The organism is Ornithinimicrobium jinqii (genome assembly GCF_045032595.1).
Lineage (GTDB): Bacteria > Actinomycetota > Actinomycetes > Actinomycetales > Dermatophilaceae > Ornithinicoccus.
Genome location: NZ_JBJFZS010000016.1, coordinates 115,847 through 128,909 on the forward strand (window position 1 = coordinate 115,847; position 13,063 = coordinate 128,909).

Annotated in this window: 14 protein-coding genes; 7 read left to right on the forward strand and 7 right to left on the reverse strand. The window is 73.0% G+C overall.

Annotated features, from left to right (window positions below; all coding sequences use genetic code 11):
• The first annotated feature begins 72 nt into the window (after nt 1-72).
• Genes era through ptsP form a run of 4 tightly spaced genes read left to right on the forward strand, consistent with a single transcriptional unit; the run spans nt 73 to nt 5,134 of the window.
• A complete protein-coding gene (gene era / locus ACI3ET_RS07280; RefSeq protein WP_405032386.1) occupies nt 73-954 on the forward strand; it encodes a GTPase Era in 882 nt (293 codons plus the stop codon).
• Between the two features lie 35 nt (nt 955-989).
• The gene (gene dhaK / locus ACI3ET_RS07285; RefSeq protein WP_405032337.1) at nt 990-2,003 is read left to right on the forward strand and encodes a dihydroxyacetone kinase subunit DhaK; all 1,014 of its coding nucleotides are present in this window, start codon (nt 990-992) and stop codon (nt 2,001-2,003) included.
• Between the two features lie 9 nt (nt 2,004-2,012).
• Nucleotides 2,013-2,639 carry a dihydroxyacetone kinase subunit DhaL gene (gene dhaL, locus ACI3ET_RS07290; RefSeq protein ID WP_405032338.1) on the forward strand — a complete coding sequence of 209 codons (627 nt, stop codon included), beginning with the start codon at nt 2,013-2,015 and terminating at the stop codon, nt 2,637-2,639.
• Between the two features lie 5 nt (nt 2,640-2,644).
• Nucleotides 2,645-5,134 (forward strand): phosphoenolpyruvate--protein phosphotransferase, encoded by a 2,490-nt coding sequence (gene ptsP / locus ACI3ET_RS07295; protein WP_405032339.1) that lies wholly within the window; start codon nt 2,645-2,647, stop codon nt 5,132-5,134.
• Nucleotides 5,135-5,153: 19 nt separating this feature from the next.
• Here the strand turns inward: ptsP and ACI3ET_RS07300 are convergent, their stop codons facing one another.
• Nucleotides 5,154-5,789, reverse strand: coding sequence for an alpha-ketoglutarate-dependent dioxygenase AlkB (locus ACI3ET_RS07300; protein WP_405032340.1), 636 nt, complete (start codon nt 5,787-5,789; stop codon nt 5,154-5,156).
• Nucleotides 5,790-5,875: 86 nt separating this feature from the next.
• Between ACI3ET_RS07300 and recO the strand changes: the two genes are divergently transcribed.
• Both recO and ACI3ET_RS07310 read left to right on the forward strand, forming a co-directional pair.
• Nucleotides 5,876-6,607 (forward strand): DNA repair protein RecO, encoded by a 732-nt coding sequence (recO, locus tag ACI3ET_RS07305; RefSeq protein ID WP_405032341.1) that lies wholly within the window; start codon nt 5,876-5,878, stop codon nt 6,605-6,607.
• A 5-nt stretch (nt 6,608-6,612) separates the two neighbouring features.
• On the forward strand, nt 6,613-7,404 hold the full coding sequence (locus tag ACI3ET_RS07310) for an isoprenyl transferase (RefSeq protein WP_405032342.1): 792 nt from the start codon (nt 6,613-6,615) through the stop codon (nt 7,402-7,404).
• Nucleotides 7,405-7,416: 12 nt separating this feature from the next.
• Here the strand turns inward: ACI3ET_RS07310 and ACI3ET_RS07315 are convergent, their stop codons facing one another.
• Genes ACI3ET_RS07315 through ACI3ET_RS07335 form a run of 5 tightly spaced genes read right to left on the reverse strand, consistent with a single transcriptional unit; the run spans nt 7,417 to nt 10,961 of the window.
• Nucleotides 7,417-7,806 (reverse strand): Fur family transcriptional regulator, encoded by a 390-nt coding sequence (locus ACI3ET_RS07315; RefSeq protein ID WP_405032343.1) that lies wholly within the window; start codon nt 7,804-7,806, stop codon nt 7,417-7,419.
• Complete coding sequence (locus ACI3ET_RS07320) at nt 7,803-8,837, reverse strand: metal ABC transporter permease (protein WP_405032344.1); 1,035 nt, start codon at nt 8,835-8,837, stop codon at nt 7,803-7,805. The genes ACI3ET_RS07315 and ACI3ET_RS07320 overlap by 4 nt, the downstream gene beginning before the upstream one ends.
• Entirely contained in the window at nt 8,834-9,583 is a 750-nt protein-coding gene (locus ACI3ET_RS07325) for a metal ABC transporter ATP-binding protein (RefSeq protein WP_405032345.1), read from the reverse strand. Before ACI3ET_RS07325 ends, ACI3ET_RS07320 begins: the two co-directional genes overlap by 4 nt.
• Nucleotides 9,580-10,566, reverse strand: a complete 987-nt coding sequence (locus tag ACI3ET_RS07330; RefSeq protein ID WP_405032346.1) for a metal ABC transporter substrate-binding protein — start codon at nt 10,564-10,566, stop codon at nt 9,580-9,582. The genes ACI3ET_RS07325 and ACI3ET_RS07330 overlap by 4 nt, the downstream gene beginning before the upstream one ends.
• Before the next feature lie 59 nt (nt 10,567-10,625).
• Nucleotides 10,626-10,961, reverse strand: coding sequence for a DUF6703 family protein (locus tag ACI3ET_RS07335; RefSeq protein ID WP_405032347.1), 336 nt, complete (start codon nt 10,959-10,961; stop codon nt 10,626-10,628).
• A 54-nt stretch (nt 10,962-11,015) separates the two neighbouring features.
• Here ACI3ET_RS07335 and ACI3ET_RS07340 point away from each other — a divergent pair, with 54 nt between their 5' ends.
• Entirely contained in the window at nt 11,016-12,425 is a 1,410-nt protein-coding gene (locus ACI3ET_RS07340) for a glycine--tRNA ligase (RefSeq protein ID WP_405032348.1), read from the forward strand.
• 6 nt (nt 12,426-12,431) lie between these two features.
• Here ACI3ET_RS07340 and ACI3ET_RS07345 read toward each other — a convergent pair whose 3' ends face one another.
• Nucleotides 12,432-13,037, reverse strand: coding sequence for a LysE/ArgO family amino acid transporter (locus ACI3ET_RS07345; RefSeq protein ID WP_405032349.1), 606 nt, complete (start codon nt 13,035-13,037; stop codon nt 12,432-12,434).
• Nucleotides 13,038-13,063 lie beyond the last annotated feature (26 nt).

The window sequence follows — 13,063 nt, forward strand, 5'->3', positions numbered from 1 at the left end:
GACACCACCGGGGGCGACGGCGCCGACGCGCCCGGGACGACCGGCGCGGCCTACCGCAGCGGGTTCGCCTGCCTGGTCGGTCGGCCCAACGCCGGCAAGTCCACGCTGACCAACGCCCTGGTCGGGTCGAAGGTGGCGATCACCTCGTCCAAGCCGCAGACCACGCGGCACACGATCCGCGGGATCCGCACCACGGACACCTCGCAGCTGGTCCTCGTCGACACGCCCGGGCTGCACCGCCCGCGCACGCTGCTGGGCAAGCGGTTGAACCACCTCGTGCGCGAGACGCTGCTGACCGTCGACGTCATCGGCTTCTGCATGCCCGCCGACGAGCGGATCGGCCCCGGCGACACCTACATCGCGAACGACCTCATCGAGCTGCACCGGGTCCACCGCGTGCCGGTCGTCGCGATCGCGACCAAGGCCGACAAGGTCACCCGTGACCGGCTCGCCGAGCACCTGGTCGGCATCGACCGGCTCGGCGACTGGGCCGCGATCATCCCCTGCTCGGCGGTGCGCGGCGACCAGGTCGACGAGGTGGCCGACGTGCTCTCCTCCTACCTTCCCGCCTCGCCGGCCCTCTACCCCTCCGACCAGCTCACCGACGAGCCGGCGGTGGTCATGATCGCCGAGCTCGTCCGGGAGGCCGCCCTGGAGGGCGTGCGCGACGAGCTGCCGCACAGCCTCGCGGTCCAGGTCGAGGAGATCGTGGCCCGCGAGGACCGTCCCGAGGGCGACCCCATCAGCGACGTGCGCGTCAACGTCTACGTCGAGCGCCCCAGCCAGAAGGCGATCATCATCGGCCGGGGCGGATCCCGGCTGCGAGAGGTCGGGACCACCGCCAGGCAGGGCATCGAGGCGCTGCTCGGCCACCGGGTCTACCTCGACCTGCACGTCAAGGTGGCCAAGGACTGGCAGCGCGACCCCAAGCAGCTCGACCGCCTAGGGTTCTAGCGGACGAGCCCCGCGGAGACTGGCAGAGTGACCCCATGAAGAAGCTCATCAACGACCCCGCCGACGTGGTCGTCGAGTCGTTGGCCGGGATGGCCGCCGCGCATCCCGACCGGCTCGCGGTCGATCTCGGCCTGCGCGTGGTGAGCCGCCGCGAGGGCGCCACCCCGGGCAAGGTCGGGCTCGTCGCCGGCGGAGGGGCTGGGCACGAGCCGCTGCACGCGGGCTACGTGGGGCGCGGCATGCTCGACGCCGCCTGCTGCGGGGAGGTCTTCACCTCTCCGGTGCCGGACCAGATGGTCGCCGCCTTCCGGCTCGCCGACGGCGGGGCCGGGGTGCTGCACGTCGTCAAGAACTACACCGGGGACGTGCTCAACGCCGAGATGGCCGCAGAGCTGGTCGCGGGGACCGCGGACGACGAGGGTCTGCAGGTCGAGACGGTCCTCGTCGACGACGACGTGGCTGTCCACGACAGCCTCTTCACCGCAGGACGCCGGGGCGTCGGGGCCACCGTCCTCGTGGAGAAGATCGTGGGAGCGGCCGCGGAGGAGGGTCGCCCGCTGGCCGAGTGCGCCGAGCTGGCCCGACGGGTGAACGACCGGGCCCGCTCGATGGGGGTGGCCCTCACCTCCGGCACCGTGCCGGCGGCCGGCCTGCCGACCTTCTCCCTCGCCGAGGACGAGATCGAGCTCGGGATCGGCATCCACGGGGAGCCCGGGCGCGAGCGGGTCCTGCTGCGTCCGGCACGGGAGGTCGCTGCCGCCCTGCTCGAGCCGGTGCTCACCGACCTGGCTCCCGACCGCGGAGACCCGGTGGTCGTCATGCTCAACGGCATGGGCGGCACGCCGCTGATGGAGCTCTACCTGATGTACCACGAGGTCCACACCCTCCTGGAGGCGGCCGGTCTCCGCGTCGCCCGCACCCTGGTCGGCAACCACGTCACCTCCCTGGAGATGGCCGGCTGCTCGGTCACCGTCCTGCGGGCGGACGACGAGATCGTCCGCCTGTGGGATGCTCCCGTGAACACCCCCGGCCTGAGATGGTCACTGTGAGAGGAAGACATGGCTGATCTGACCGCCTTCCAGTCCTGGGTGGCTGCCGCCGCCGCGGCCGTGACGGACCAGGCCGAGCACCTGACCGACCTCGACCGTGCCATCGGCGACGGCGACCACGGCACCAACATGGCCCGCGGTTTCGGCCGCTGCGCCGAGCTGGCCGGTGAGGAGCAGTTCACCGGCATCGAGGCCTACCTCAAGAAGGTGGGCATGACCCTGGTCAGCACCGTCGGCGGTGCTGCCGGGCCGCTCTACGGCACCTTCTTCCTGCGACTGGCCGCACCGCTGGGCGCCACGACCGACGCCGGGCCGCTGGAGCTTGCCCAGGCCCTGCGTGCCGGGGCGGAGGGCGTCGTCGCGCGCGGCAAGGCCGAGGTCGGCGACAAGACGATGTATGACGCTCTCGCGCCGGCGGTCGCCACCTTCGACGAGGCCACCCGTGCAGGCCGGTCGCTCGCCGACTGCCTGCAGGCCGCGGCCGACGCGGCAGCGCAGGGACGCGACGCCACCGAGCCGCTGGTGGCGCGCAAGGGCCGGGCATCCTACCTGGGGGAGCGCAGCGCCGGGCACGTCGACCCCGGTGCGAGCAGTGCGGCCCTCATCCTGCAGGCTGCCGCAGACACGCTCGCCTGAGACCCGTGATCGCCCTCGTCGTCGTCTCCCACAGCAGGGCACTGGCGTCGGCGGCCGTCGAGCTGGCCACCCAGATGGTGACCGGGCGTGAGGGCCTGCACGTCGGGGTGGCCGCGGGCCTGGACGGCACCACCCTGGGCACCGACGCCGGTGCTGTCGCGCAGGCCCTGGTGCGGGCCGACGAGGCGTCCGCCGGTGCAGGGGTCCTGGTGCTCCTCGACCTCGGCAGCGCCGTGCTGTCGGCCGAGATGGCGCTGGAGCTGGTCCCGCCCGAGGTGGCCGGTCGGGTCCGGCTCAGCCCGGCACCGGTCGTCGAGGGACTGGTGGCGGCCGTCGTCGCGGCAGCCTCGGGCGCGGACCTGCACACCTGCGCCCACGAGGCGGAGGTGGGCCTGGCTCCCAAGATCGCGCACCTGGGCTGCGACCCGCCGCGGCCGGCAGGGGGGTCCGTTCCCGCCCTGCCGTCCGGGCGCGCCGCCGAGCTGTCCGTCGTCGCGGAGCACGGGCTGCACGCCCGGCCCGCGGCCCGCCTCGTGGGGGTGGCGGCCGAGGTCGCCCCGCAGACCCGGGTGATGGTCCGCAACCTGACGTCGGGACGTGGCCCCGTCGACGCGCTCAGCCTCTCGGGGGTGGCGACCCTCGACGCGCGGCAGGGGCACGTGCTGCTCGTCGAGGCGGAGGGCCCCCGGGCGGCAGAGGTGCTGGGTCGTCTGTCCGAGCTCGCCGCGTCGGGCTTCGGCGACCTGCCCGCCGCGCTCGAGCCGCTCGAGGAGGCCACGAGGCTGGCTCCGGCGGTGTCCGAGGAGCCGGGCATCGCCGGCTCCGGGCTGGACGCGGCCATCGGACCCGTCGTCCGCATCGAGGCCCCGCTGGACCCCGACCTGAGGGTGGCGGCCGACCCGGACACGGAGCGCCGTGCGGTGCGCGAGGCCGTGAAGCTGGCCGTCGCCAAGCTCGGGGAGCTCGCCGGGCATGCCAGACGGCACCTCGGCGAGGGGCAGGCCGAGGTCTTCGAGGCCCACGCCGTGCTGCTCTCGGACCCCCAGATCCATGCCGACGTGGAGGAACGGATCGCGGGCGGGGCCTCGGGGGCCCGCGCCTGGTCCGACGCCGTCGACGACGCCGCCCGCCGCTTCGCGGATCTGCCCGACCCCTACCAGCGAGAGCGGGGCCAGGACGTGCACAGCATCGGGGAGCGGGTGCTGCGTGTGCTGATGGGGGCCGAGGAGCCCGAGGTGCTGGGCCAGGGTGTGCTGGTCGTCGACGAGCTGGACCCGGCGCTGGCCATCTCGCTGAACGCGTCGACCGTCCAGGGGGTCATCACCCGCCGCGGAGGCGGCACGGGGCACGGCGTGCTCATCGCCTCATCGCGAGGGGTGCCGGTGCTCACCGGTGCCGGGGACGCCGTCGACGTGCCGGAGGGCACCATCATCGCCTTCGACGTGCGCACCGGGATCCTGGAGATCGACCCGGACGACGAGCGCCGGGCCACCTTCGAGACGATGCTCGAGGGCCGTCGGCGGGAGCGCCGGCACGCGATCGACAACGCCCACGTGGCTGCGGCCACCACCGACGGGCTCGGTGTGGCGGTCCGCGCCAACGTCTCCAGCCTGGCCGTCGCCCGCCTGGGCGCCGGTCTGGGCGCCGAGGGCTCCGGCCTGGTCCGCACCGAGGCCGTCTTCGCGCAGTGGCGTCACGCGCCGAGCGTGGAGCAGCAGACCGAGGTGTATGCGGCGATCGCGGACGCCTACGCGCCCCACCCGGTGACCATCCGCACCTGGGACGTCGGCGGGGACAAGTCGCTGCCGTTCATCCCCGGGAGGGTGGAGCACAATCCCTTCCTCGGGGCCCGGGGCGTGCGGGCCTTCGCTGCCGACCCTGCGCTCCTCCTCGACCAGCTCGAGGCGATCTGCCGGGTCGCGGTCGACCGTCGGGTGCGGGTGATGTTCCCGATGGTGACGACGGCCGACGACGTCGTGGCCATGCGCCGCCTGCTCGAGCGGGCGGCCGCACGGGCCGGTCTGGCGGAGGTGGCGGCCCGTCTCGACGTGGGCATCATGGTCGAGGTGCCGGCCGCGGCCCTGCGGATCCGCGAGCTGGCCGCCGACCTCGACTTCGTGTCGATCGGCAGCAACGACCTCGCGCAGTACACCCTGGCGGCGGAGCGCGGCAACACCACCCTGAGCCCGTGGTCGGACCCTCTCGAACCTGCTGTCCTGCAGCTCGTCCGGCACGTCGCGGACCACCTGCCGCCCGGCGTCGTCCTCGGGGTCTGCGGCGCGATGGCCGCCGACCCGGACGTGGTGGGGCTGCTCGTGGGCCTGGGCGTGCACGAGCTCAGCGCGTCGGCCGCGACCGTCCCGATGGTCAAGGAGCGGCTGCGCACCGGCTCGGCCCGGGGCTTCCGAGAGCTGGCCGACCGGGCGCTGACCTGCCGGGACGCGGCCGCCGTGCGCGAGCTGCTCCACGCCCGGATCGGCCGCCAGGCCGTGTGACACCTGGCAGGACGCTGGCTCAGCGCACGCCGCGGGGCCGGAGCTGGATGCTGATGCGCGGCCCCACCGGCTGCCTGGTCTTGGGCACGCAGTGGTCCCAGGTGCGCTGGCAGGACCCACCCATCACCAGCAGGTCCCCGTGCCCCACGACATACCTCGTGCTCGCCCCGCCACCACGGGGCCGCAGCAGCAGCGCCCGCGGCGCGCCGAGGCTGACGATGGCGACCATCGTGTCCTGCGTGCTGCTGCGCCCGACCCGGTCGCCGTGCCAGGCGACGCTGTCGCGGCCGTCGCGGTAGAGGCACATGCCGGCGGTCCGGAACGGCTCGCCGAGCTCGGTGGCGTAGTACGCGCTCAGGTCCTGACGGGCCTGCTCCAGGACAGGGTCGGGCCAGCGCTCGCCCTCGCCGTAGAACCGCAGCAGACGGGGAGTGTCCACCTCGCGGTCCCACATCTGGCGCCGTTCCGCGTGCCAGTCCACCCCGGCCGGGCCATCGGGCGTCAGGCGGGCGAACAGCTCGTCGGCGCCGGTGAGCCAGCCCGGCCGCACGTCGAGCCAGGCACCGTCGCCCAGGACCGTGCGCCGCACCGTCGCGCCGAGCGTGCGCAGGCCCACCTCCTCCACCTGGTCCAGCAGCGACCCCTGCAGCATCATGACTGCCAGCATAGAACACCTGTGCGAACACCGCTAGCGTCGGCGCGCTGCCGTCGCACCGCGTCGCGGAGGGGGACAATGGACCCATGCCCACCTACCGCGAGGCCGCCGTCGTGCTGCGCACGCACAAGCTGGGCGAGGCAGACCGCATCGTCACCCTGCTGACGCGCGGGCGCGGACAGGTGCGGGCCGTGGCCAAGGGGGTCCGCCGCACGAGGTCGAAGTTCGGGGCGCGCCTGGAGCCGGGGATGGTCGTGGACGTCCAGTGCTACGAGGGTCGCAACCTCGACACCATCACCCAGGCCGACTCCCTGGCCGCCTACGGCGAGGCCATCGCACGCGACTACCCGGCGTTCACCGCGGCCAACGTCATGCTCGAGACCTGCGAGCAGCTGACGGAGGAGGGCCAGCCGGCGGTGCAGCACTTCCGCCTGCTCGCCGGCGGGCTGTCCGCGCTCGCGGCGGGCGAGCACGACCCGCGCCTCGTCCTCGACTCCTACCTGGTCCGGGCGCTGGCGATCGCCGGGTGGCGGGCCTCCTTCCTCGACTGCGCGCGGTGCGGGATGACAGGGCCGCACCGGGCCTTCCACGTCCCCTCGGGCGGGTCGGTCTGCCCGGTATGCCGTCCGCCCGGGTCGTCCGCGCCCGCGCCGGAGACGCTGGTGCTGCTGGGTGCCCTCTTCACCGGCGACTGGTCCGTGGCGGACGTCAGCCAGAGCCGGCACCGCCACGAGGCGAGCGGTCTGGTCGCCGCCTACCTGCAGTGGCACCTGGAGCGCGGCGTGCGGTCGCTGCGCCACGTCGAGAGGACCTCCTGAGAGTCATGAGCAGCCGCCGCGTCGCGCAGCCGCCCTTCCCGCACCCCTCGGGGGCGCGCCCGCCGGAGGTTCCGCGGGACCTCGTGCCCCGGCACGTCGCGATCGTCATGGACGGCAACGGGCGCTGGGCCAACGAGCGTGGTCTCAAGCGCACCCAGGGCCACGAGGCGGGGGAGGCGAGCCTGCTCGACGTCATCGCCGGTGCCATCGAGATCGGCGTCACCTGCATCAGCGCCTACGCCTTCTCCACGGAGAACTGGCGCCGCAGCCCGGACGAGGTGCGCTTCCTCATGGGCTTCAACCGCGACGTGATCCACCGGCGTCGCGACGAGCTCGACTCCTGGGGCGTGCGGGTGGTGTGGTCCGGCCGCACGCCCCGGCTGTGGAGGTCGGTGATCTCCGAGCTGCAGGACGCCGAGCGCCGCACCCGGGACAACGACGTCATCACCCTCAACTTCTGCGTCAACTACGGCGGACGGGCGGAGATCGCCGACGCCGTGCGCCGGATCGGGGAGGACGTGCGGGACGGTCGGCTGTCGCCGCGCGGGATCGACGAGCGGACGATCGGGCGCTACCTCTACCACCCCGAGGTGCCCGACGTGGACCTGTTCGTCCGCAGCTCGGGGGAGCAGCGCACCTCCAACTTCCTGCTCTGGCAGAGCGCCTACGCCGAGATGGTCTTCCTCGACACGCTGTGGCCTGACTTCGACCGGCGGCACCTGTGGGCGGCTATCGACCAGTACGCCTCGCGCGACCGGCGCTACGGCGGAGCGGTCGACAAGGCAGACCAGGTCTAGGGCGAGAGCCGGTCAGCGCGGGCAGTCGGTGCAGGTCCCGAAGATCTCCAGGGTGTGGGCGAGGTCGGTGAACCCGTGCTCGGCGGCGACCCGGTCGGCCCAGCGCTCGACGTCCGGACCCTCGATCTCCACGGTACGGCCGCAGCTGCGGCATACGAGGTGGTGGTGGTGGCCGGTGGAGCACCTGCGGTAGACGGCCTCGCCCTCGTCGGTGCGGATCGTGTCGACCTCACCCGCCGCGGCGAGCGCCGAGAGCGTACGGTAGACGGTCGCCAGACCCACCTTCGCCCCTTCCTCGCGGAGGCGGGCGTGCAGGTCCTGGGCGCTGGTGAAGTCCTCTGTCGCGCCCAGCTGCTCGATCACGGCGGACTGCTGGCGGGTCGGTCGGCGGGCCGTGGTCATTGGCTCACCTCGTGCTCGGTCCGCTCGCCCCGTCCGTCGTCGACGGCCGGGGCCAGGGTCTGCGGTCCCGAGGCGTGCTCGTCGTAGTGCCCCTCGTGCGCGGCGTGGCGGTGTCCGTCGTGGAGGTAGTCCACGTGGTCGCCGTGCAGCACGGCCTCGTGCCCGCAGCCCGGGCCGTGCTCGTGCAGGTGCCGCTCGGCGTGCCGGTGGCGGGCCGCCGCGACCTTGTGCCGGACCACCCCGGCCAGGGCCGCGAGGCAGAAGAGCGCGACGGCCAGCAGCACGATCGTGCCGCCGGTGGCGGTGTCCAGCCGGTAGGAGGCGACCACGCCGCCGACGGAGGCCAGCACCCCGACGACGACGGCCCACCAGCTGGCCGCGCGGAAGCTGGCGGACACCTGCTGGGCGGCGGCGTTCGGGATGATCATCAGCGCGCTGATGAGCAGCAGCCCGATGACCCGCATCGCCACCACGACGGTCACGGCGGTGAGGACCGCCAGCAGGACGTTGAGGGCCAGGACCGGCAGCCCCGAGGCGCGCGCGTACTCCTCGTCGCCGGCGACGGCGAAGAGGCGCTGGCGCAGCACGAGCACGACGGCCGCGATGGTGACCGACAGCGCGGCGAAGACCACGAGGTCGCTCCGCGTGGTCGTGGTGATGGCGCCGAACAGGTAGCCGGTGAGGTTGCCGGTCTGCGCGCCCTCCGCACGGTTGATGATGACCACGCCGGCAGCGATGCCGCCGTAGAACATCAGGGCCAGCGCGACGTCGCCGGAGGTCCGGCCACGCACGCGCACGAGCTCGATGACCGCCCCCGCGGCCGCTGCCGCGAGCAGGGCCGTCCACAGCGGGCTCTGCCCCGTCGCGACCCCGACGGCGACGCCGGCCAGGGCTACGTGCCCGATGCCGTCGCCCACGAGCGACAGCCGGCGCTGGACCAGGAAGATCCCGACCATGGGTGCGACCAGGCCGACGAGCAGGGCGGCCAGCAGCGCGTTGCGCATGAACTCCAACGACAGCATCTCGCTCATGACGCCACCCTCCTGGCCGCGCGGGCCAGCTCGAGCTGGTGCTCGGCATACCCCTCCGGGGTGCCGTCGAAGGTGAGGTGACCGGTGTCCACCTCGACGATCCGGTCCACCACCCCCCGCAGCGCGGTGAGCTCGTGGGTGACCACCAGCATCGTGGTGCCCTGCTCGCCGAGGCGCTGGAGCACGCCGGCGAGGACGCCCTGGCTGGCGCGGTCGACCCCCGCCGTCGGCTCGTCCATGACCAGGACCTCGGGTCGTGCGACCAGTGCCCGGGCGATGAGCACGCGGCGCTGCTGGCCGCCGGAAAGGGTGTCGACGTCGAAGCGCGAGCGGTCCGCGAGCCCCACCGCCTCGAGCGCGACCTGGACCGCCTCCCGGTCGCCGCGGCCCGCCCGTCGCCACCACGGGCGGGTGGCCAGCAGCCCGGTCGAGACGACCTCGGAGACCGTGGCGCGGACCCCACCCACGAGGGTATGGCGTTGGGGCACGTAGCCGATGCGCGTGCGGTCCCGCATCCGGGCCAGCGGGGTGCCCAGCACGGTGACGTCCCCGGACAGGTGCTGGGACAGCCCGAGCAGCCCCTTGACCAGGGTGCTCTTGCCGGAGCCGTTGGGTCCGAGCACGGCGATCACCTCGCCGGCGAGCACGGTCAGGTCGACGTCGGTGACGACGGGTCGGCCGCGGTAGCCGAAGGCGGCGCCGCGCAGGAGCAGGACCGGGGGCGTCGGGCCGGGCGGGGCCGTCATGAGCACACCAGCCCGTCGCGCAGGGCTGCGAGGTTGGCGCGCATGACGCCGAGGTAGTCCGCACCGGCCGAGGCGTCGTTGATGCCCTCGACGGGGTCGAGCGTGAGCACGGAGGCGCCGGTCTCCTGCGCGACGGTCTCGGCGATGCCGGGGGGGAGCAGCGGCTCGGTGAAGATCGTGCCGACCCCCAGGTCGCGCACCTGGGCGGTCACCTCCGCCAGCCGGGCGGGGGAGGGCTCGGACTCCGGGCTGATGCCGGTGATGCCGATCACGTTGAGGTCGTAGCGGTGCCCGAGGTAGCCGAAGGCCTCGTGCGTGGTCACGACGTCACGGGTCTCGCAGGTGGCCAGCCCCCGCTGGAACTCCCCGTCGAGGGTGGTCAGCTCGGCGACCAGGGCCTCGGCGTTCGCGAGGTAGGCGTCGGCGTTCTCGGGGTCAACCTCGGCGAGCCGGGCGGCGACCGCGTCGGCCGCGTCGGCGTAGCGCAGCGGGTCGAGCCAGAAGTGCGGGTCCTCGGCGCCGTGGTCGTGCCCGTCGTCCGCGCCGGCGTCGACGTGCTCGTCGTGCTCCACCGTGCTCTCCCCGAGGGCCAGGAGGTCGGCGGCGTCCGCGATGTCCAGCGTGTGCTGCGGCGACTGCTGCGCGACGGCCTCGTCCACGGCCGGCTGCAGGCCGGCCAGGACCACGACGAGGTCGGCGCTGCCCAGCTCGGCGATCTGACGGGGGCTCAGCTCGACCTCGTGCGGGTCCACGCCGGGGGACGTCAGGACGTCGACCTCGGCGTGCTCGCCCGCAACCTGCTGGGTGAGGTACTGCAGCGGGTAGAAGCTCGCCACCACGCTGAGGGGCTCGGCGCCGGCCCCCCCGGAGGTCGCGCCCGTCCCGGTGCCGGTGTCTCCGTCGGCCCCACCGCCGCACGAGGCCAGCACCAGGGCCAGCGGGAGGGCGGCGAGCACGGAGCGGGAGCGGGGGTGGTACGGCATACCTCATCATCCCCGAGAATGAGAATGATTGTCAAAACGACGCCCACCGGCGCCGGTGTCTACCCTCGCGGCAGGAGCTGGACGACCGTGACCACCGCGAAGAGCAGCAGCACGGCGACGCGCATGACGCGGTCCATACCGCTCAGGCGTGGCCAGGACAGGTAGAGCAGCCACAGGATGAAGGCGAGCGCGAGGCCGACCATCACCCACCCGACCGGCCCGCCGAGGAAGCCGCCGCCGAGCATCAGCACCAGCAGGGCCAGGAACGGCAGCCAGACAGGCAGCCTGCCGAGCGCCTCCAGCGCCGGTCGCGAGGCCTGCTCGACCCGGTGGCGGAACGGACCGGGAGCGGTGTCGGCGGTGGGATGGTCGGGGGAGCGTGGTGCGGTGGACACGGTGCCAGCGTAGGCCGTCCGGCCGGTGGGCGAGGCACCCCTAGACTGGCCGGCATGGCTCAGACCTCCACCGTCGACACTGTCGTGTCCCTCTGCAAGCGCCGCGGTTTCGTCTTCCCCAGTGGCGAGATCTACGGAGGAACCCGCAGCGCCTGGGACTACGGCCCCCTCGGTGTCGCCCTGAAGGAGAACATCAAGCGTCAGTGGTGGCGCTCGGTCGTCCAGTCCCGCGACGACGTCGTCGGCCTCGACTCCTCGATCATCCTGCCGCGTCAGACCTGGGTCGCCTCCGGCCACGTCGGGGAGTTCTCCGACCCGCTGACGGAGTGCCAGTCGTGCCACAAGCGCTTCCGCCTGGACCACATGCAGGAGGCGGTGGCCGAGAAGGCGAACAAGAAGGGCCGCGGCGAGACCGTCGATCCCGACGACATCGTGCTCGCCGACATCGCGTGCCCCAACTGCGGCACCCGCGGCGCCTGGACCGAGCCGCGCGAGTTCAACATGATGCTCAAGACCTACCTCGGCGTCATCGAGGACGAGTCGGGCCTGCACTACCTGCGGCCCGAGACCGCGCAGGGCATCTTCATCAACTTCGCCAACGTCATGGGGGCGGCGCGCAAGAAGCCGCCGTTCGGCATCGCCCAGACCGGCAAGAGCTTCCGCAACGAGATCACCCCCGGCAACTTCATCTTCCGCACCCGCGAGTTCGAGCAGATGGAGATGGAGTTCTTCGTCAAGCCAGGCGAGGACGAGCAGTGGCACCAGTACTGGATCGACGAGCGCCTGGCCTGGTACGTCGACCTGGGCATCGACCCAGAGAACCTGCGTCTCTACGAGCACCCGGCCGACAAGCTGTCGCACTACTCCAAGCGCACCGTCGACATCGAGTACCGCTTCAACTTCACCGGCAGCGAGTGGGGCGAGCTGGAGGGCGTGGCCAACCGCACCGACTTCGACCTGAGCACGCACAGCAAGCACTCGGGCACCGACCTGTCCTACTTCGACCAGACGACCGGTGAGCGCTACACCCCCTACGTCATCGAGCCCGCGGCCGGGCTCTCGCGGTCGCTCATGACCTTCCTCGTGGAGGCCTACACCGAGGACGAGGCCCCCAACGCCAAGGGGGGCGTCGACAAGCGCACGGTGCTGCGCCTCGACCCCCGGCTGGCCCCGATGAAGGTCGCCGTGCTGCCGCTCTCGCGCAACGCCGACCTCTCGCCGAAGGCACGGGACCTCGCCACCGCCCTGCGCCGTCACTGGATGGTCGAGTTCGACGACGCCGGCGCGATCGGGCGCCGCTACCGCCGCCAGGACGAGATCGGCACGCCGTTCTGCGTCACCGTCGACTTCGACACCCTCGAGGACCAGGCCGTCACCATCCGCGAGCGCGACTCGATGAGCCAGGAGCGGGTGGGTCTGGACCAGGTGGAGGGGTATCTGGCCCAGCGTCTGATCGGTTGCTGAGGGGACTCAGCCGCCGAGGATCAGCCCCATCCCGATCGTGACCATGACCACCGCGATGGTGGCGTCCAGCAGCTGCCAGGAGCGGGGCCGTGCGAAGAACGGTTGGAGGCGTGCGCTCCCGAAGCCCAGGGCGCTGAACCAGCTCACGCTGGCGACGCACAGCCCGAGGTAGTACCACCAGCGGTCCGGCCCGTGGCTGGTGGCGATCGTGCCCAGGACGACCATGTCGAGGTAGAGGTGGGGGTTGAGCCAGGTCAGCGCGGCCATCGTCGCCAGACTGCGACCCAGGCCCCTCGTCGTCGCGCCGCCGGCGACCAGCGTCTCCCCGGGGTGCAGTGCTCGCCAGGCCGCCAGCAGACCGTAGCCGATCACGAAGGCGGCTCCCCCGAACCGTGCCACCGTCAGAAAGCCTGGCCACGTCTGGGCCATGGCGCCGACGCCGAGCACGGCAGCTCCGACGAGCACGATGTCGGAGAGGGCGCAGAGGGACACCAGCGGGGCGACGTGCTCGCGCCGCAGTCCCTGCCGCAGCAGGAAGGCGTTCTGCGCACCGACGGCCGCGATCAGCGCCAGCCCGGTCAGCAGCCCGGCGAGGACTGTCGAGAGCGGCATACCCGAACCGTAGGGGTTCGGGGTGA